16 protein-coding genes and 3 pseudogenes are annotated in these 18,036 nt (G+C 64.3%); 11 read left to right on the top strand and 8 right to left on the bottom strand.

Annotated features, from left to right (window positions below; all coding sequences use genetic code 11):
• Positions 1-33 precede the first annotated feature (33 nt).
• From Q3A80_RS04295 to Q3A80_RS04275, 5 genes are all read left to right on the top strand, one after another.
• Positions 34-324, top strand: a complete 291-nt coding sequence (locus tag Q3A80_RS04295; protein ID WP_446327833.1) for a hypothetical protein — start codon at positions 34-36, stop codon at positions 322-324.
• Positions 321-1,370, top strand: coding sequence for a multidrug transporter subunit MdtN (gene mdtN, locus Q3A80_RS04290; protein WP_446327832.1), 1,050 nt, complete (start codon positions 321-323; stop codon positions 1,368-1,370). Before Q3A80_RS04295 ends, mdtN begins: the two co-directional genes overlap by 4 nt.
• Positions 1,351-3,615 carry an FUSC family protein gene (locus Q3A80_RS04285; RefSeq protein ID WP_446327831.1) on the top strand — a complete coding sequence of 755 codons (2,265 nt, stop codon included), beginning with the start codon at positions 1,351-1,353 and terminating at the stop codon, positions 3,613-3,615. The genes mdtN and Q3A80_RS04285 overlap by 20 nt, the downstream gene beginning before the upstream one ends.
• Positions 3,602-5,149, top strand: coding sequence for a TolC family protein (locus Q3A80_RS04280; protein ID WP_446327830.1), 1,548 nt, complete (start codon positions 3,602-3,604; stop codon positions 5,147-5,149). Before Q3A80_RS04285 ends, Q3A80_RS04280 begins: the two co-directional genes overlap by 14 nt.
• A 355-nt stretch (positions 5,150-5,504) precedes the next feature.
• Entirely contained in the window at positions 5,505-6,212 is a 708-nt protein-coding gene (locus tag Q3A80_RS04275) for an MgtC/SapB family protein (RefSeq protein WP_040140256.1), read from the top strand.
• A 46-nt stretch (positions 6,213-6,258) separates the two neighbouring features.
• Here Q3A80_RS04275 and Q3A80_RS04270 read toward each other — a convergent pair whose 3' ends face one another.
• The gene (locus Q3A80_RS04270) at positions 6,259-6,978 is read right to left on the bottom strand and encodes an autoinducer binding domain-containing protein (RefSeq protein WP_446327829.1); all 720 of its coding nucleotides are present in this window, start codon (positions 6,976-6,978) and stop codon (positions 6,259-6,261) included.
• 73 nt (positions 6,979-7,051) lie between these two features.
• Here Q3A80_RS04270 and Q3A80_RS04265 point away from each other — a divergent pair, with 73 nt between their 5' ends.
• From Q3A80_RS04265 to Q3A80_RS04255, 3 genes are all read left to right on the top strand, one after another.
• A complete protein-coding gene (locus Q3A80_RS04265) occupies positions 7,052-7,495 on the top strand; it encodes a DUF4902 domain-containing protein (RefSeq protein WP_446327828.1) in 444 nt (147 codons plus the stop codon).
• 209 nt (positions 7,496-7,704) lie between these two features.
• Complete coding sequence (locus Q3A80_RS04260; protein ID WP_446327827.1) at positions 7,705-8,313, top strand: acyl-homoserine-lactone synthase; 609 nt, start codon at positions 7,705-7,707, stop codon at positions 8,311-8,313.
• A 52-nt stretch (positions 8,314-8,365) separates the two neighbouring features.
• Positions 8,366-9,124 carry a hypothetical protein gene (locus Q3A80_RS04255; protein ID WP_446327826.1) on the top strand — a complete coding sequence of 253 codons (759 nt, stop codon included), beginning with the start codon at positions 8,366-8,368 and terminating at the stop codon, positions 9,122-9,124.
• Positions 9,125-9,413: 289 nt separating this feature from the next.
• Here Q3A80_RS04255 and Q3A80_RS04250 read toward each other — a convergent pair whose 3' ends face one another.
• From Q3A80_RS04250 to Q3A80_RS04235, 4 genes and pseudogenes are all read right to left on the bottom strand, one after another.
• Complete coding sequence (locus Q3A80_RS04250; protein ID WP_446327825.1) at positions 9,414-9,677, bottom strand: hypothetical protein; 264 nt, start codon at positions 9,675-9,677, stop codon at positions 9,414-9,416.
• 1,008 nt (positions 9,678-10,685) lie between these two features.
• On the bottom strand, positions 10,686-10,982 hold the full coding sequence (locus Q3A80_RS04245) for a hypothetical protein (RefSeq protein ID WP_446327824.1): 297 nt from the start codon (positions 10,980-10,982) through the stop codon (positions 10,686-10,688).
• Positions 10,983-12,081: pseudogene (locus Q3A80_RS04240) on the bottom strand (IS3 family transposase).
• A 67-nt stretch (positions 12,082-12,148) separates the two neighbouring features.
• The gene (locus tag Q3A80_RS04235; protein WP_446327823.1) at positions 12,149-12,520 is read right to left on the bottom strand and encodes a UvrD-helicase domain-containing protein; all 372 of its coding nucleotides are present in this window, start codon (positions 12,518-12,520) and stop codon (positions 12,149-12,151) included.
• A gap of 462 nt (positions 12,521-12,982) precedes the next feature.
• On the opposite strand from Q3A80_RS04235, the gene Q3A80_RS04230 reads away from it, so the two are divergent.
• The gene (locus Q3A80_RS04230; RefSeq protein WP_446328126.1) at positions 12,983-14,119 is read left to right on the top strand and encodes a branched-chain amino acid ABC transporter substrate-binding protein; all 1,137 of its coding nucleotides are present in this window, start codon (positions 12,983-12,985) and stop codon (positions 14,117-14,119) included.
• A 14-nt stretch (positions 14,120-14,133) separates the two neighbouring features.
• Here the strand turns inward: Q3A80_RS04230 and Q3A80_RS04225 are convergent, their stop codons facing one another.
• Positions 14,134-14,604 (bottom strand): Lrp/AsnC family transcriptional regulator, encoded by a 471-nt coding sequence (locus tag Q3A80_RS04225; protein WP_446327822.1) that lies wholly within the window; start codon positions 14,602-14,604, stop codon positions 14,134-14,136.
• 132 nt (positions 14,605-14,736) lie between these two features.
• Here Q3A80_RS04225 and Q3A80_RS04220 point away from each other — a divergent pair, with 132 nt between their 5' ends.
• The gene (locus Q3A80_RS04220; protein ID WP_446327821.1) at positions 14,737-15,900 is read left to right on the top strand and encodes a M20 aminoacylase family protein; all 1,164 of its coding nucleotides are present in this window, start codon (positions 14,737-14,739) and stop codon (positions 15,898-15,900) included.
• A 126-nt stretch (positions 15,901-16,026) separates the two neighbouring features.
• The gene (locus tag Q3A80_RS04215; RefSeq protein ID WP_446327820.1) at positions 16,027-17,256 is read left to right on the top strand and encodes a diaminopropionate ammonia-lyase; all 1,230 of its coding nucleotides are present in this window, start codon (positions 16,027-16,029) and stop codon (positions 17,254-17,256) included.
• Between the two features lie 201 nt (positions 17,257-17,457).
• Here Q3A80_RS04215 and Q3A80_RS04210 read toward each other — a convergent pair.
• Both Q3A80_RS04210 and Q3A80_RS04205 read right to left on the bottom strand, forming a co-directional pair.
• Positions 17,458-17,640: pseudogene (locus Q3A80_RS04210) on the bottom strand (ATP-binding protein); the annotation flags it as partial.
• Positions 17,634-18,036, bottom strand: a pseudogene (locus tag Q3A80_RS04205) (Mu transposase domain-containing protein); the annotation flags it as partial. The pseudogenes Q3A80_RS04205 and Q3A80_RS04210, both read right to left, overlap by 7 nt.

The following is an 18,036-nucleotide window of genomic DNA, read 5'->3' as shown; positions in this document are numbered from 1 at the left end:
GGCATCCACCTCCAACGTCGAGCTCGTCACCCCATGAGAACAACAATGCCGCGTGCGCCGCTGCGCGTCGCCGCCCTGGTACCCGTGCTACCGCTCGCCGGCTGCACGTCGCGCGGCGCACCGTCGTACGTGCTGTTCGGCGCGTACTTCCCGCTCTGGCTCGTCAGCGCGATCGTCGGCATCGTCGCCGCGATCGTTGCGCACCGCGTGTTCGTCGCGACCGGCTGGGCCGCCACGGTGCCCTATCAACTCGCCGTCTGCACGGCGATCGGGCTCGTGGTCGCCGTGCTCGTCTGGCTCACCGGCACGGGGCCGTTCGCATGAAGGCCGCCGGAATTACCCGCCCGTCGACGAAGGGCCGCGTGATCGCGCTGGCGATCGTCGCGCTCGGCATCGCGGCGCTCGCGTACGCCTACCATCGCACGACGGCCTACCCGTCCACCGACGACGCGTCGATCGACGCGGACGTCGTCCATGTCGCATCGCCCGTCGGCGGTCGTATCGTGCAGCTTGCGGTGCACGAGAACCAGCGCGTCGCGAAAGGCGACCTGTTGTATCGGATCGATCCCGTGCCGTACCAGTTGACCGTCGCGCAAGCGCAGGCCGATCTCGAACTGGCGCGCGCATCGCTCGACACACGCCGCCGGTCGCTGATCGGCGAGCGCTCGAACGCCGCGGTCGCAGCCGGCCAGGTGAAGCGCGCGACGCAGAATTACGAACTCGCGACGCGCGACGTGAACCGGCTCGCGCCGCTCGCCGCGCAAGGCTACGTCAGCGCGCAGCAGTTCGATCAGGCGAAGGTGCGGCAGCGCGACGCGGCCGTGTCGCTTGCGCAGGCGCAGGAGCAGCAGCGCGCGTCCGCGCAGACGATCGGCGACGATGCCGACGCGATCGCGACGCTCCATGCGCGCGAAGCCGCGCTGGCCCGCGCGCAGCACGCGCTCGACGACACGATCGTGCGCGCGCCGCACGACGGGCTCGTGACGGGCCTGACCGTGCTCGCCGGCGAAACGCTCGCGCCGAACCAGTCGATCTTCACGCTGATCGATGCGAGCGAATGGTTCGCGGTCGGCAACTTCCGCGAGACGTCGCTGAACCGCATCGCGGTCGGCGACTGCGCGACCGTCTATTCGATGATCGACCGCAGCCGTCCGCTGACGGGCAAGGTCGTCGGCATCGGCGCGGGCATCGCGGACAGCGATCGCATCAACCTGCCGCGCGCGCTGCCGATCGTGCAGCGCTCGGTGAACTGGGTGCACGTCGCGCAACGCTTTCCGGTGCGCGTGAAGCTCGACGAACCCGACGGCAAGCTCGTGCGTGTCGGCGCGAGCGCGATCGTCGAGGTCCGGCATGGCTCAGCCTGCCGCTGACGTCCGCTCGCCGGGCCCGCGCGAAGTCCTGCGACTCCTCGCGCCGTTTCCGGGGCGCGCCGCGATGGCCATGCGGGTCGCACTGATCTGCGCACTCGTCGTGCTCGTGACGAGCGGCTACGGCACGCCCGAAGCCGCGATCTCCGCGTATGTCGTGTTCTTCCTGAACCGCGCGGACCGCATGACGAGCGTCTTGCTCGCGGTCGCGATGCTGCTGCTCGTCACGGTCGTGATCGCGCTCGTGATCGGCGTCGCGATCTTCAGCATCGAGTATTCGGTGCTGCGCGTCGCGTGCATGGCCGTGCTGTCGGTCGGGTTGCTGTACCTCACGTCGGCGAGCAAGCTGCGCCCGGTCGGCGCGATCCTCGCGATGATCGTCGGCTTCGCGCTCGACGAGCTCGGGCTCGCACCCGTCGGCGAAGCCGCGACCCGCGCGCTGCTCTACTCGTGGCTGATGGTCGCAATCCCGGTCGGCGTCGCGATCGTCGTCAACCTGCTGATCGCGCCGTCGCCGCGCAAGCTCGCGCTCGCGCAGCTCGCGAACCGGCTGCGCGTCGCTGCCCGGCGGCTGCGCGGCGACGAAGGCGCACGCGCGCCACTCGATGCGAGCCTGCGCGAAGGCGACAAGCAACTGCTCACGTGGGTCAAGCTGTCGACGCTGGAAGGGGCGACGCGCGGCGCCGACGCCCTCGCGCTGAAGCAGGCCATCACGTCGAGCACTGCGCTGCTCGTCGCGGTCGCGCTCGCCGACCGCGAACCGGACGCGCGATTGCCCGCCGCATTCGCGGAACCGTGCGCGGCGACGCTCGACGAAATGGCCGGCATCCTCGAACACGGCGGCTATCCGGTGGACGTGACGCTCGCGCTGCCGCCGGCCGATACGCTGCCGCCGCTGGCGTGCGCCGTCGCAGCCGACGTGCATGCGGCCATCACGCAGTTCGCCGAGCCGGCTGCGTCAGTAGCATCGAGTGACGCGCTATCCGACGTGTCGGCCTCGACAGCTTCGTCGGCTTCGTCGGCTTCGTCGGCTTCGTCGGCTTCGTCGGCTTCAGCGGCTTCAACGACTTCAACGACTTCAACGACTTCAACGACTTCAACGGGTTCGACGGGTTCGACGGGGTCGACGGGTTCGATAGCTTCGGCAACTTCGACAACTCCCGCAGCTTCAACCGACGTCCCCGCCCCGCCGCCCGCTCCGCGCGGCGGCTTCTTCGTCCCGGACGCCCGCACGAACCCCGACCACATCCGCTACGCGCTGAAAACGACCGCCGCGGCGATGTTCTGCTATCTGCTGTACTCGCAACTCGACTGGTCCGGCATCCACACGTGCTTCATCACCTGCTACATGGTGTCGCTCGGCTCGACCGCCGAAACGATCGAGAAGCTGACGCTGCGGATCGCGGGCTGCATCGTCGGCGCGCTGATCGGCACCGCGGCACTCGTGTTCGTCGTGCCCGCGCTGTCGTCGATCGGCGAGCTGATGGCCCTCGTGTTCGTCGGCGCGTGGCTGTCCGCATGGATCGCGTTCGGTTCACCGCGCATCGCGTACGCGGGCTTCCAGGTCGCGTTCGCGTTCTTCCTGTGCACGATCCAGGGCGCGGGCCCGGGCTTCGACCTGACGCTCGCGCGCGACCGCACGATCGGCATCCTGCTCGGCAATCTCGTCGTGTATCTCGTGTTCACGCGGATCTGGCCCGTCAGCATCGGCAAGCAGATCGACGTCGCGCTCGCGGCGCTGCTCGACCAGTGGCGCCGTATCGCGCACATCGTGCAGCCGGCCGAACGCAGGATCGTCGCCGCCGAAGCGTTCGCACGCCACGGCGCGATCGCGCAGGAACTCGGCCTGATCCACTACGAACCGTCGTGGGTGCGGCCAACTGCGACGTGGCTCGCCACCCGGCGACGCGCGCTCGCGGAACTCGACGCACTCGAAGGCCCGCTGTTCCTGCTCGCCGAACGCGCACCGGGCGACGCGGCCATCGGCACGCGGCTCGCGCGCGTGGCCGGCCTGCGTGATGGCGAACCGGCGCACGACGCCGCTTCTCCGGCGCCGCCGACGGCGACCGACGCGACGACCGACACGATAACCGCCACGGAAGCCGTGCCGACGTCGTCGCCGGCCGACGCGCCCACCGACCCTGCACGCGACGCGCTGCTGAACCTGATCGACACGCGGCTCGCGCACATCGCCGACGCCGCGCATCAAGCCACCTCGAAGGAGCCCGTTTCTCATGCGCGTCCCTGACCCGCCGGCCGCATCGATCGCCGCCGCCGCGCTCGCGACTGCCCTCGCGCTGACCGGCTGCGCCACGTCGTCGGTCGATCTGGCGCCGGAGGCACCCGACCGTCCGTGGCAGCCGCAGACGTCGACGGCCGGCGACATCGTGCCGGCCCCGCCGCCCGCATCCGCGCAACGCGCGCCGCACGACTACACGCTGCCGGCGTCGCCCGCGCTCGCGTCGGTGTCGCCGCCCGCCGCGCTCGATGCCACGCATCCGTACACGCTGCCCGAACTGATCGACCTCGCCGAATCGACCAATCCGCTGACCCGCATCGCATGGAACGACGCGCGCAACGCGGCGCTCGCGGTCGGGATCGCGAAGGCCGCGTACCTGCCGAACCTGTCCGCGACGGCCATGGGCGCGTACCAGGCGAACCATGGCTCGACGTCGACGATCGTCGGCGACGCGTCGAGCAACACGACCGCTCACGGCACGATCTCGGCGCTGTCGCTGCAATGGCTGCTGTTCGATTTCGGCGGCCGCGCGGCGCGCGTCGAGGCGGCCGAACAGGCGTCGGTCGCGTCGAACGTCGCGTTCACGGCCGTGCACCAGCAGGTGATCCACGACGTGACGGTCGCGTACTACCGGTACGAAGCCGCCCGTTCGCGTGCGGCCAGCGCGCAGCTGGGGCTCGCGAACGCCGACGCGATTCTCGCGGCGTCGCGTGCGCGGCTCAAGCAAGGCGTCGGCACCGTCGTCGAACTCGCACAGGCGACCCAGAACCGCGCGCAGGCCAACCTCGCGCTCGTGCAGGCGAACGGCGCGCAAAGCGACAGCTACCTCGCGCTGGTGTCCGCGCTCGGCATCTCGCCGCTGTCGAAGCCGTCGATTGCCGCGCTGCCGAAGCGGCCACTGCCGCCCGCGCTCGCGTCGTCGGTCGACGCGATCGTGTCGGACGCGATCGCGCGCCGCCCCGACCTGCAGGGCGCGTATGCGCTCGAGCAGGCCAACCGCGCGAAGATCAAGGCCGCGGAAGCCGCGTTCATGCCGAAGATTTTCCTGTCCGCGTCGACGTCGTATGCGAGCGGCGGCACCGCGATTTCCGCGCTGCCCGCGATCGGCGACCAGGCGCCGACCGTCAACCTGAACGGCAGCCGCTACGGCGGCGGCGTGTTTCTCGGCGTGACGATCCCGCTGTACGACGGCGGCTTGCGCTCGGCGGTGCTGATGCAGGCGCGCAACGATGCGCAGAGCGCGTCCGCGCGGCTCACGCGGACCAAGGAGGAAGCCGTCCGCCAGGTCGTCGCCGCGCAGAACGCCGTGCAGACGAGCCTCGCGTCGCACGACGCAGCCCGGGCACTCGTCGATGCCGCGCAGACGAGCTACGACGCGGCGCTCACTGCGTACCGCAACGGCGTGGGCTCGGTCACCGATGCGACGATCGCGCAAAGCCAGCTGCTCGCCGCGCGCAACGCGGAAGTCGACAGCTACGCCGGCGCGCTGTCGGCCGCCGCCGCGCTCGCGCTCGCGACGGGAACCATCGGATCGTCGCAGTGAGCGGCGCAGTATCCGTCGCAACGCTCGTCCCGGTGATGCGCGTGCCGTTCGCGACCGTCCGCCCGCGCGGTTGACGCGCATGCGGGCGGCCCACTAGAATGCCGCCCATTCTTCCTTCAGGAACCATCGTGGACAGTTGCAGCACTCCGTTGCGTGCGCCGCTTCCCGCCTGAACGCCTGTCCCACGCAGTTCTCCTGCCGCGGCTCGCGTTCCGCGAGCCCGCACGCCGCCCGTTTCACACTGAATGACGCATTCGCGCGCTACAGTACCGCGCGATGACGGCCATCGTGCCGCGCCCGGCCTCGCGCCGCCGCGACGCGGGCCGGCATGCGCGCCTTGCACGGCAGGACACCCATGACACTCGATTTCGCACTCCGTCTTTTCACCGCGTTCGCCTGCGGCGTCGCGATCGGCCTCGAACGCCAGATGCGGCAACGCACGGCGGGCCTGCGCACCATCACGCTCGTCGCGAGCGGCGCGTGCCTGTTCGTCACGCTCGGCGTGCTGACCGGCAACGGCGTGGCCGGCGTCACGCAGATCGCCGCGTACGTCGTGTCGGGCGTCGGCTTTCTCGGCGGCGGCGTGATCATGCGCGACAAGGGCTCGATCCAGGGCATCAATACGGCCGCGACGCTGTGGTGCTCGGCCGCCGTCGGCGTGCTGGCCGGTTCCGGCCATTACGTGCCGGCACTCGCCGGCACGGGCGTCGTGCTGCTCACCAACACGGTGCTGCGCGGCGTCAGCCAGGCGATCAACGCGACTCCCGTATCGAACGCCGATCTCGTGCGCGAATACCAGATCACCGTGATCTGCCTGGCCGCCGACGAAGTGCATATCCGCACGCTGCTGTCGAATTCGATGTACGCGAAACCGCTGTCGTTCCAGAGCCTGACGAGCGAGGACGTGCCCGAGCAGCCCGACCGGCTGAAGGTGACCGCGACGCTGAAGCTGCATCCGAAGGATCAGCAGAAGCTCGAGCAGATCGCGAGCCGGATGAGCATGGAGAAGAGCATTTCCAGCGTGAGCTGGACCGCGAAGGAAGCGGAGCCGATGATGGAGTGAGCGGCGGCGGCGCGCCCGCTCCGCTTCCGTCGGCGCGGCAGGGTTGTCAGGGTGTGTCGATGAGCCCGGCCGAGATCGCCTTGACCACCGCCTGGACCTTGTTGGTCGCGGCGAGCTTCTCGAGAATGTTGTTCACGTGGAAGTTGACCGTGCGTTCCGAGATGCTGAGGATCTGGCCGATCTCGCACGCCGTCTTGCCTTCTGCCGTCCAGCACAGCACCTCGCGCTCGCGCGCGGTCAGCGTGACGCCCGCCTCGGGCGACAGTTTCGGCACCATGAAGCGGCTCATCAGCGAATGCGACAGGTTCGCGAGCCAGTTGGTCTGCAGCGTCAGCATGTTGATCTCGGCCGGCGTGAGCCGGTCGGCGTGGCGGGCGATGCTCAGCAACCCGAACGCGCCGCGCGCCGCCCAGCTCGACTGCGCGACGCCGACCGACAGCCCGTAGTCGCGCGCGTCCCGCCACAGCGGACACGGATCGATCCGGTCGACGTCCGGCCAGACGATCATGTTGGTGCTCAGCGCGCCGTCGCGAACCGTCGAGTCGATCTCGATGTAGTTCTGCGCCTGGTAGTGCTCCATCCAGCCGTCCGGATAGGTATTGAAGATCGCGACCGCCGGCTTCGACACCGGCAGCGGCACGCGAATGCCGTAACAGCAATATTCGAAGCCTAGGCGTTTAGAATAGGCGGCGATCCGCTGGAAGAGCTGCTGCTCGTCTTCCGCGGCACTGAACTGTTGGTAGGCATCCTGCCAGCGCAATTCCATTCTTTCTCCGACAACGTCACGCTGTCATACCTGTCAGGTGCCAGCACCGGTTGGGGGCTGATACATTCCGCGCATGACTTCACCATTGTTGCATCCGGTCCGCGGCCCGTCTCCGGACGGCTACGTGCGCCTGTCCGAAAGCGCACTGGCCGCGCTCGCGCTCGACCATGTCGCAAGCGGCCTCGATGCATCGCTGCTCGCGGAACTGCGCGACAGCGCCATCGATGCGCGGCTGGCCGGCTATACCGAATGGCACCGTCCGGCCGGCGCCGGCGTCGCATACGTGACAGTCGGCTGGGACTGGTATCTCGAGCGCGCGACGGGCGCGTTCGTGATCGCGGGCGGCGACGTCCGCAGCAACATCATGGCCGTCGACACCACGGGTGCCGACCTCGGCATGTTCCGCACCGCCGCTGCGCTCGTCGCGCGGCTCGCCTGCGTCGACTGGCCGGCGGCGGTCGCGTCGGCGCTCGTCGGCCGCAACGATGCCTATCATGCCGGTCCGACGCTCCAGTGACAACCGGCCGCGCTTTCGTCTGACATTTCCGCAAGACTGGCGCTCTTTATAAGCAAAACCCGCCCGTATTTCAATCCCGCCGGTCAAGAAACCGTTACCACCGGTCAAATCGCATCGGCCGATCGTCACCCTGTAAGAGTTACCAGTTACCGCCGCCTCGGGACGCGCGATGTAATGCGTGCATACCAAAGTACCGATCCGAGGACACCATGCGGACCTTCGTTCACGAGGAAGGGCGTTTGCCGTACGAACTTGCAGCGGATCTCGGGCGCTATCGGCGCCGTGTGTTCGTCGAACAGCTCGGTTGGGCGCTCCCGTCGGCGAACGAACACTTCGAGCGCGACCAGTTCGATCGCGACGATACCGTCTACGTGTTCGCGAGAAACGCCAGCGGCGACATGTGCGGATGTGCGCGCCTGTTGCCTACCACGCGTCCGTATCTGCTGAAGTCGCTGTTCGCCGACCTGATCGCTGAAGACCTCCCGCTGCCGCAATCGGCCGCCGTCTGGGAGCTGTCGCGGTTTGCGGCAACCGGCGACGAAGGCGGGGCGGGAAACGCCGAATGGGCCGTCCGTCCGATGCTCGCCGCCGTCGTCGAATGCGCGGCACGGCTCGGTGCGCGTCAGCTGATCGGCGTGACGTTCGCGAGCATGGAGCGGCTGTTCCGCCGGATCGGTGTGCACGCGCACCGCGCAGGGCCGCCCAGGCAGGTGGACGGTCGTCTGGTGGTCGCGTGCTGGATCGACATCGATCCGCAAACGTTTGCCGCACTTGGAATCGAGCCGGGACGGGCTGCCCGGGAAGCCATCGCCGCCTGAGCCGGAACGCGCGTAGTCCGGCCGGGCGGCATCGTAACGAAGGAGAAATACCGTGGACCAGTCTCAGGTCTTTCGCGCGATGATGCCCGGGTTGACGAGCGCCGGCGGCGCCCGCATCGCGGTTGCCTACCCGTCGTTTCCGCGGCCGCTGCCGCTCGTGCGGCTCGATCGCCGCGGGCTCGTGTTTCGCGCGGCCGGCGCCGCGCCGCTCGTGTGCGGGCTGCCGCGCGCAGCGACGCTGCTGGCCGCCGACGAGCCGCTCTGCTCGCTGCGTCTCGTGATCCGCGACGTCGCCGCGGTCGGCGACGGCCGGCACGATCTGACGATGCAGCCGTCCGGCGCCGCCGGCGACGAGTTGCTGTGGCACGCGCTGCGCGAACGCGAACCATACCGGCGAATCCGTGAGCCGCTCGCGCCCGTCGATGCGGCCATCGCACCGAGCGGCGAGCCGCCGGTTGCCGGCGACGCGCCGCGTCCGTCGCGCAGCGCAGCGTTTCGTCTGCGCTGCCACAGCGACGCATTGTTCTTCGCCGACTGGCTCGAGTATCACTTCGACGAGTTGCGCGCGTTGTCGCAACAGCACGGGCCCCAATTGCAGCTCAACCAACTGCAGCGGCAGGTAGCCGACGACGAGGTCGGCGTGCGCTTCGTCTATGACATCGACGGGCACACGACACGGCACGTACTGAACGATTGCGCGCGCGAGGCGTGCGCGTGGATCGAAACGGAGATGCGCGACAAGTATGCGGTGCCGGTCGCGCAGGAGCGGTTCGGCGCGTTTGCCGCGCATGCACGCGCGGGGGGCGTGTGACACGGAAGACGGTCTCGCGAACGCGGGACTGGCGCCGGTTATGCGGCGGCAGGTGGGCCGCCGGCGCGCGTGAATCTCGCGTTGCGCCGCCTTGGTGGGAAAAGCCTGCCGACGCCGCGTTGCACAATTACAACTAGGGCTTGCCATCCCTCGGGTTTTCCCTTAAAGTTGCATCTGTCTCCTCCATGTCTCCAAGCATGGATTCAGCCCGCTCCAGTAGCGGGCTTTTTCTTGTCTGCAGGAATTTATTGGGGTCGCATCTTCTCTTCTGGCTATGTGGCTGCGTGGCCTATATCGGCGAGCCCGGCCAGAAGTAGAGGAAGGCAAATACCAGCGCAAATAGCACAGCTAACGTGAGCGATAGCTGCAGCCAGCCTTTACGGGTGCTCGGCAGATCCGGCACGCCACCCAGCGCCATCAGCACCACGATCACCAATCCGGCCAGCACCAGTACGCCTTTTGCCACCCCTCCGAACGCGATGGTCAGCGCGCTCATCAGTCGGGACTGACGATACGGCCCGGCGACGGGTCTGCGGAGGTCGGGCTTGCGCATCGCATTCGCCCAGCATCGTGCTCACGTGCACCGCATCGCGTTGGCCGCTCAGCATAAGCAGCGCGCGCATGCGGAACGAAAGTGCGGCAATCATCACGCTCGCCCTATCGGCAAGTAGCATGTGCGGCTTCGCAATCCCGCCGGCGAACAATCTGGTGGCGGAGCCGTAATGGGCAGATTCGCAGTAATTCTCGAGACGCGTCGCAACGGCAATCGGATTCACGCGCGTGGTTAAAGCGATCATGATTGTTTTATGGTGCCTGCGACCCGGGACCGACTCACCCCAAGGCGCCGTGCGCGCGACAAACGCCCGACACCACCGCAGTGGATGTCCGCGCAACTACGCAGGATGATCGAAATCGTGCGCCAGCATCATCCGGTCGCGAGCGACGTAGTGAAACGTCACGCGTTCGCGTTTGGCTCTTCAATCACGGGTTCAGTCGCGACCGGGACGTGCGACGGAGCGTCTCGTGCGGCACGCCGCACCTGCGCAATCGCGGTGGTGCCGCGGTCGTGAGCTGAGTGCATGGCATGGAGCAAGGCGATCGCGTTGGTCGCCTGCACCGACAAGATATGTCGGCGGTCGAAAGAAACCGGCGACAAGAAGCGAACGCAGCGGGACGCATCGCCGCGCCCGGCGCGTGCCGAATACGCGCGCGACGCCCGCTCGGGCGCCTGCGCGTTGAACGCGATTACTCGTTTTCCTCGAAGTAGTGAATTGGCCTTACATCGCAGGGTTCTCTGACGAAACCTACGCCAAAACCTACGCTCGATCAATTCGCGCCAACTCGGCATTTTGGTGTGGCGTTTTGGCAACAGATAAAGGAATTCGTGACTACAACACGTTAGCCCGGCTGATCAGTCAGTGAGCAGGATGCGCTCGACGAGATCACCTGCTCCATTTTAAATCAGGGCCTTTGGGCCAACGGCGTCAGGCGATTAGGACGATCCGTACGCCGTAAGGTGTACCGCAGTACCCCTTGCTCTAGCGACGATTGATCACTGAAACTAACCGAGCCGCTCGACTCCATGAAGCGAAGCGTCGGGAAACAGTCTGGCCTCGACCACGGCGGCGCGTGCCGCCACATCAGCGGCGAACAGCACAACCGCCAGGTCCTTCAGCGCACGCGAGCAGCAGACATAAAATAGCCGCCTCGTGCGGTCGAGCACCGACTCCTTTCCCTCTGCGATATTCGCTTCGTCGGTGTCGGACAGGGGCGTATAGCCGAGATACTTGCCGTAGGAGTACTGGTTGTAAGAGGCCTCTTCGTCGTCAAGTGACCTGCGGTGGAATTTTGTAGCCAATCAGGCAGTGAGTCTCGCGTCGATATTATCGGAATCCAGCCAGGCTCGACGGACCGTGGCAGGAGGGTGATAGCGATGCGCGCTATGGGGCCGGCGCTCGTTGTAGAACTGCCGCCAGCGTTCGATGAGCACCTTGGCCTCCGCACGGCTGCGGAACCATTCCCGGTTCAGCAATTCGTCGCGCAGCTTGCCGTTAAAGCTCTCGACGAATCCGTTTTGCCACGGACTGCCGGGCGCGATGAAGGCCGGACCGATTGCAGCGTCTCGTAGCCAGCGCATGACCTTGGCGGCGGTAAATTCAGCGCCGTAGTACATGCAGAACGAACGCGGGCTTGCCGTACAGCCGCATCAGTCGCGACAGCGTCAAGATCACATCCTGCGACCGCAAGCTGGCGCCGACTTCGATCGCAAGGCACTCGCGGGTGTATTCATCGATCACGCAAAGCATCTTCAACGCCCGCCCGTCCACCAATTGGTAGTGCACGAAGTCGTAGCTCCATACCGAATTCGGCTGTGTCGCACCGGGCAAGCGAATGTCGTTGCCACAACGACGACGGCGAGGACGCCGCCGCGGAATGTTGAGCTGCAGGGCTCGCCACATTCGCCGCACGCGCGATTCGCTCGACGCCAGCCAAGCCGACATCCGCCCGTAGCCGAAGCGCGGCACTTCCTGAGCGGCCGATCAGTCGCTCGCCCAGGCTCCGATCCTTTTCCGGTTGCTTGAGCGTATAGGTCGCCACTCGGTGACTCAGTCCCAGGTAGCGACATGCCTTGCGTTGCGAGAGCCCCCGCCGAGTCAGGACTTCCAGCGCCTCGCGCCGGCCCGTCGGGGTGGTCATTTTTTCCGGCTGAACTCCTTCAGGCCGTCGATTACCAGCATCTGCTCGGCGATCAGGCGCTCGAGTCGATCGTTCTCGGATTCCAGTTCCTTGAGCCGACGCGCGTCCGCCACGTCCATCCCGCCGAACTTGTTGCGCCAACGATAGAACGTCTGTTCCGAGATGTTGTGGCGCTTGCACAGATCCTTCACCGGCTCGTCCCGGCTCTCGGCCTCGCGCAAGATCCGAATGATCTGCTCGTCGGAAAATCGCTTCTTCATCGAGTTCTCCTTGCCTCTAGGATAAAAGAGAACTCACTTGCCAAATGGCTACAAGAATCGTCTCAGGTCAGCGCTTCTCGGTGATCTTCTCCTCGATACGACTGACGACCCAAGCAGCGATGTCTGACTGGAACGCGCGAACGACCGACCACACGAAGCTGTGGATGGTCGAGATATGAAATAGCGGGGTTATGCCAACGTCGGCGGAAATTTCGCCGACTGCGACTTCTGTGTAAGTGATACAGGCGATCTGCTGACCTGCGCGCCGAAGCGCCTTTCCGCGCGTCTCGCCGAGATGCGCAAGCGCCTTGATCAGCGATGTGGTCTTTCCCGATCCTGCGCCTGCCACCATCACGAACGAGCGCGGTGGCACCTGAGCGAGACAGTCGCGGACATCGATGTCGGCCTGAGTGTCCGGGCTACCGATGCGGCTCGTCATGCTACCACCTCGGCGATGACCGGATCACCAGCCGCCTGCCCTTCCTGCCCCGTCTATTCGACTCTTTCAACAAGGCCGTCACGACGAACGTGTCGGTGTGAAAAAGAAATTGAAGGTGCCCGCGGCCTGTGCCAACGAAAGTACAACATCCGGGTATATGTTCGCACCCAGTCCGGCACTGGGCGACGACCCATTGCTCTCAAAGCGCTGGTCCCTTCGAAATAGCCGCCATTTTTACTATCTCGGTTCAGAGGAAGGGCGTTGGCGGTCGCTCCCAACACCGCCGGGCGGGCATCGAGAAAAATTATCAAAATCTGCCCGCTTTCCGATAGATTTTTGCCGAGAGGCTCCTGCGGACGATTTTGATTACTATCTTGCGTCACTACGATAGGTGCAGGTGAGCACAGCGGCGCGAAGCCCAATGTCCATCTTATTTTTGGCCAACCTATCGTGAGTAAAACCATGCAACTATCTAGGCCGTTGATATGCCTCGCGTCTCTGACGCTTACCCTGCAGCCTCTTGCGGCCCGCGCGGATCTGACGGTAAAGATCGGGCAGGTTTCTCCGCTGACGGGCGAACTGTCACACATCGGAAAGGACGACGAGAACGGTGTGCGGCTGGCGATCGAAGATCTGAACAGCAGGAAGATCCGCATTGGCGGTCAGAACGTGACCTTCGTACTCGATTCGCAGGACGATGCGGCCGATCCAAAGACGGCGGTCACGGTCGCACAGAAGCTTGTGGATGATGGGGTGGCGGGTGTCGTTGGACATGCGAACTCGGGGACATCGATTCCAGCTTCCAAGGTCTACTCCGATGCAGGCGTTCCCATGATCACGGAGTCGGCAACGAATCCCAAGCTCACGCAGCAAGGGTTCATCAACGTATTTCGTATGGTTGCCAACGATGTAAGACAGGGCTCAGTCATCGGCTCATATTTGGTGCACGATCTAGGCGCGCGCAAAGTCGCCATCGTCGACGACCGCACGGCATACGGACAAGGTCTCGCTGACGAGGTCGAAAAGTCGGTCAAGGCTGCGGGTGGCAACGTGGTCGCCCGCGAATACGGCACCGACAAGACGACGAACTGGATGGCGATTCTCACGACCATCAAGAGCCGCCAACCTGACGGTATTGCGTTCACCGGTGGTGACACGCAAGCTGCGGCCTTCGTGCAGCAGGGGCAAAAGCTCCGGCTGAAGGTCAAGTTCATCGCGGGCGACGAAGCGTGCACCCCGCAGTTCATCAAGCTGGTCGGTTCGTCGATGACCAGTGATACGTATTGCACGCTTGCGGGCGTGCCGCCCGCGAAGATGCCGCAAGGACCCGAATTCTTCAAACGTTACCAACAGCGATTTGGTGTCCCGGTGCAACTGTACGCTCCGTACGCCTACGACGCGGTGCTCGCGATGGCCGACGCGATGCAGGCTGCGGGCTCGACAGACCCGAAGGTGTATCTGCCGAAGCTGCGCGCGGCGAAGCTCGACGGCGTGACGGGGGCGATCCAGTTCGACGAGAAGGGCGATATACGAAACGGCGCAATCACTGTCCGCCAGTTTGGCCAGGGCAATTGGAACGACAAGTCAGTTGTGCGTTGACAGCATTACCTGCTCTATGAAATCACGGGTACACCGAGCCCCACCTTCACGTTGCTCATGCTTACCAGCGTCTTGAAGCGTTTGACGTTGTTGTTCGAGAAGAACAGCTGCCGCGTAAGCGCGGTGTACTCGTCCATGTTCCGAACCGTCAGTATCAGCACAAAGTCCCATTCCCCCGCGACGTAGTAACACTGCTGGATTTCCGGGCATTGCACGAAGGTGCGTTTCATAGAGTCGAGCATATCGATCTGCTCGCTCTCGACCTCGACCATGGCCACGATCGTCAGCAGATAGCCGACCTTTTCGGGTGCGACGATGGCAGCGTAGTTGCGTATGACACCTTCGTCCGACATTCTTCGCAACCTGCGATTGACGGCAGCGGTCGAAAGATTCACGCGCGCGCCGAGCTCGTTTTGCGGGAGCTGCGCGTCGCGTTGGACTTCCATCAGAAGTTTGAGGTCGAAGTCATCGAGGCTTGGATTCATGATTTTCCGGCCGGAAGGGCAAACGGGAGAATTTGTTGCGTTTCATCGTCGTATTTTGAGACGTTTTCCAGATCGAAAGCAATATTATTTCTTATGCGGCATACGCTATCTCAACACAGAGGAGGCCCGACCATGGAAAGCACGTTCCAAGGCCAGCTGAAAAGCTGGCGCCAGTATTTGCATCAACACCCGGAAACAGGCTTCCAAGAAGTCAACACGTCAGACTACGTCGCGAATATCCTTCGGACGCTAGGGCTGGAGGTTCATCGGGGCATTGGCGGAACTGGGCTCGTTGCCAACCTGACGGTCGGAGACAGCCAACGGGCCATCGGCCTGCGCGCCGACATGGACGCGCTGAACATTGCCGAGCAGGCACCTGCGCGGGGCCATGCTTCGCGCACCGCCGGAAAGATGCACGCATGCGGGCACGACGGACACATGTCGATGATTCTCGGAGCGGCTCGGCTGCTGGCGGAGCGGCGCGACTTCAACGGCACCGTGCGCTTCATTTTTCAGCCGGCGGAGGAGCATGGCCGCGGCGCGAAGGCGATGATGGCCGATGGCCTTTTCGAACGGTTCCCCGTTGACGCGATCTTTGGTGCCCACAACATGCCGGGCATGCGCGCGGGAACGTTCGCGACGCGTCCGGGCGGCATCATGGCCAGCGAAGATAACTTCGTTATCCATATCAATGGGCGCGGCACCCACGCTGCGCGTCCGCACATGGGTGTGGATCCAATCGTGATCGCGTCCCAGATTGTCCTCGCTTTGCAGACCGTCGTTTCACGCAACCTCGACCCAAGTCTGCAGGCAGTGATTTCCTGTACTGAGTTCGTCACCGATGGCATCAGGAACGTCATTCCGTCGAATGTCACCATCAAGGGCGATACGCGGAGCTATTCGCGCGAGGTGCAGACCCTACTTGAAACCCGTATGCGCGAAATTTGTGAAGGCATCTGCCAGACACACGGTGCCGAGTGCAGCTTCGAATACACGCACGAATTCGCGCCGACCGTGAATTCAGACCAATTCGTCGATGTTGCGGTGGAAGCGGCGCGCAATGTGGCCGGCGTTGATAACGTCGACGCCAACGTCCAGCCGATGATGATCTCGGAGGACTTCGGTGCATTCCTGCAGGTCGTGCCCGGCAACTTCGTCTTCATCGGTAACGGTGAGTCCGCCGGACACGGAGGCACACCATTGCACAACGCAACCTACGACTTCAACGACGACATCCTTCTAACGGGCGCGCGCTATTTCGCTGAAATCGCCCGGCTTCAATTGCCGGCCCGCTGATCAAGGCGCTCGGACGGCTCGTCGACAGCGCAACCTCCGTGCTCAATGACGTGCTCGGGGTGACTCGCAGTGAGTGGGCCCGTCTCTTCATCCATTTACACAGTACAAGTTGGGAAAACCAAGGTCATGTTGATCGCAAATCCCCGCGCCACGCGCGCACCGTATCCTTCCGAGCAGAAGGCTATCCTCAGCATTGAAATGGCACACCAAAGTCGTGACTGGTTGTCATATTGGGACAAAATCGCACCTGAGGCGACGCCGCTGCGCGAATTGCCCGGGCTTGCGGCCAGGCTCGACGTCAGCAGCATTAGCGTCAAGGACGAGTCCGAACGCTCCGTGCTGGGTAGCTTCAAGGCGCTGGGCGCGCCTATTGCGCTCGTGCGTCTTGTCCAGCGGCTGTGGCCAGATCACGCGCTCGACGCGCGTCACCTCTTCGAAGGACGCTATCCCGAACTGTTGACGCACTTCACGGTGGTCAGCGCTACGGACGGTAATCATGGGAAGGGACTGGCTGCCGCTGCGCAGTCACTCGGCTGCCGTTGCGTGATTGTGTTGCACGCCAATGTCAGCATTGAGCGCGAAAAGGCGATCGCAGCTTACGGTGCTGAAATTGTCCGGATTGCAGGGAACTACGACGAGTCGGTCGAAGAAGCAGCTCGCCTCGCTTCGCTAAACGGGTGGCACGTGGTTTCCGACACGTCATATGAGGGTTATGAAGACATCCCGCGCGACGTAATGCAAGGCTACGGCACGATTGCAGCCGAGATTGTGGAGCAGGCCGATAGCCAGCCGGCTCGACCAGCCTTCACTCACGTGTTTCTGCAGGGTGGCGTTGGTGGCCTTGCAGCGGGATTAGTCAGCTATCTTTGGGAATTCCACGGTGAGCATCGTCCCCGATTCATTGTCGTTGAACCGGAGCAGGCCGATTGCCTGTTGCAGAGCGCGCTGGCTGGACGCGCTGCTCGTGCGACGGGCTCGGTGGACTCTTTGATGGCTGGCCTCGCTTGCGGCGAAACTTCACCGCTTGCCTGGAAATTCTTGCAGGCTAGTGCCGATGAGTTCATGACGATCAGCGATGACGATGCGGTAAATGCCATGCGCGTCCTGGCTGCCGGAAACGATGGTGACGTACCGGTGGTCGCGGGCGAGTCAGGTGTCGCGGGCCTCGCTGGGCTCATCGTAATACTGAAGGACAAGCAACTAGCCAGCAAGGTAGGCCTTGACGCCTCCTCACGCGTGTTGCTCGTCAATACCGAAGGAGCGACTGCGCCTGCCACCTATCAGCAGCTGGTCGGCCAGACTGCCGAATCCGTCCTTGAACGGCAAACGGCTTGGCGCGTTAAAGCGTGCGCGTGACTCCTCCCGCTCGCCACTAAGAAGCTCTAACACAATGAGTTTTGAAGCTCCCGCCAGCAGATGACGCAAGCGGCGATGTTCATGAACGCTTCATGGATGGCCTGCATATTTCGGGGAAGTTGAACGCCCGTTTCGGTGAAGTCGAACAGGCAAGGATGGAGGTGCTTTGTAGTGCTTAGATTGTACTGCGAGTGTTCGAGATCAGGCTACTTTTTGATTAGGGGCGTTCTTCTTGCGCATCGAATCGCCCTTCAATTCAAGCTTGTGAGATTGATGGACTAGGCGGTCGAGTATCGCGTCGGCGAGAGTTGGGTCTTGCAGCCAAGCGTGCCAGTGTTCAAGGGGCAGTTGGCTTGTGATGACCGTGGATCGCGTGCCGACGCGACGCGTTTGCCGCCGTGAAGGACTTCCACACCGTAACGCGTCACGCGCGCGTGGACTTCCTGACGCACGAGACTGTGTGGTGTGCTGTAGTAGTGGCCGTCGACCTCGATGTGCGAATCAATGTTGACGCGGCACTTCTGGAAGGTGGCGATTTCGTAGCGACGCGTCGGCAGCGGGCGCAGCGCCGGTTTGTCGAGCCGCCCGAACCACTCGCGTCGAGTGCCATCGAGCTTCTTGAACGGCCGCGTATTCAGGTCGTTGATCAACCCGGCGATTGCCTTGTTCAGTTCGACCAGACCGTAGAACCGGTGATTCCGAAGGCGGGCGAGAATCCATCGTTGGACGATCTGTACGCCGATATCGACCTTTGCGTTATCCTTCGGCTTGCGCGGGCGC

The organism is Burkholderia sp. SR8, from assembly GCF_052851275.1.
The sequence above is the reverse complement of the archived record's forward strand: the minus strand, read 5'-3'. Positions and strand labels throughout refer to the sequence as shown.

Coding starts and splice junctions, on each gene's coding strand:
- Q3A80_RS04260 (WP_446327827.1), top strand. CDS start 7,705: ATGCGGACCTTCGTTCACGAGGAAGGGCGTTTGCCGTACGAACTTGCA.
- Q3A80_RS04265 (WP_446327828.1), top strand. CDS start 7,052: ATGACTTCACCATTGTTGCATCCGGTCCGCGGCCCGTCTCCGGACGGC.
- Q3A80_RS04270 (WP_446327829.1), bottom strand. CDS start 6,978: ATGGAATTGCGCTGGCAGGATGCCTACCAACAGTTCAGTGCCGCGGAA.
- Q3A80_RS04215 (WP_446327820.1), top strand. CDS start 16,027: ATGTTGATCGCAAATCCCCGCGCCACGCGCGCACCGTATCCTTCCGAG.
- Q3A80_RS04225 (WP_446327822.1), bottom strand. CDS start 14,604: ATGAATCCAAGCCTCGATGACTTCGACCTCAAACTTCTGATGGAAGTC.
- Q3A80_RS04285 (WP_446327831.1), top strand. CDS start 1,351: ATGGCTCAGCCTGCCGCTGACGTCCGCTCGCCGGGCCCGCGCGAAGTC.
- Q3A80_RS04280 (WP_446327830.1), top strand. CDS start 3,602: ATGCGCGTCCCTGACCCGCCGGCCGCATCGATCGCCGCCGCCGCGCTC.
- Q3A80_RS04235 (WP_446327823.1), bottom strand. CDS start 12,520: ATGACGAGCCGCATCGGTAGCCCGGACACTCAGGCCGACATCGATGTC.
- Q3A80_RS04230 (WP_446328126.1), top strand. CDS start 12,983: ATGCAACTATCTAGGCCGTTGATATGCCTCGCGTCTCTGACGCTTACC.
- Q3A80_RS04220 (WP_446327821.1), top strand. CDS start 14,737: ATGGAAAGCACGTTCCAAGGCCAGCTGAAAAGCTGGCGCCAGTATTTG.
- Q3A80_RS04250 (WP_446327825.1), bottom strand. CDS start 9,677: ATGCGCAAGCCCGACCTCCGCAGACCCGTCGCCGGGCCGTATCGTCAG.
- mdtN (WP_446327832.1), top strand. CDS start 321: ATGAAGGCCGCCGGAATTACCCGCCCGTCGACGAAGGGCCGCGTGATC.
- Q3A80_RS04295 (WP_446327833.1), top strand. CDS start 34: ATGAGAACAACAATGCCGCGTGCGCCGCTGCGCGTCGCCGCCCTGGTA.
- Q3A80_RS04275 (WP_040140256.1), top strand. CDS start 5,505: ATGACACTCGATTTCGCACTCCGTCTTTTCACCGCGTTCGCCTGCGGC.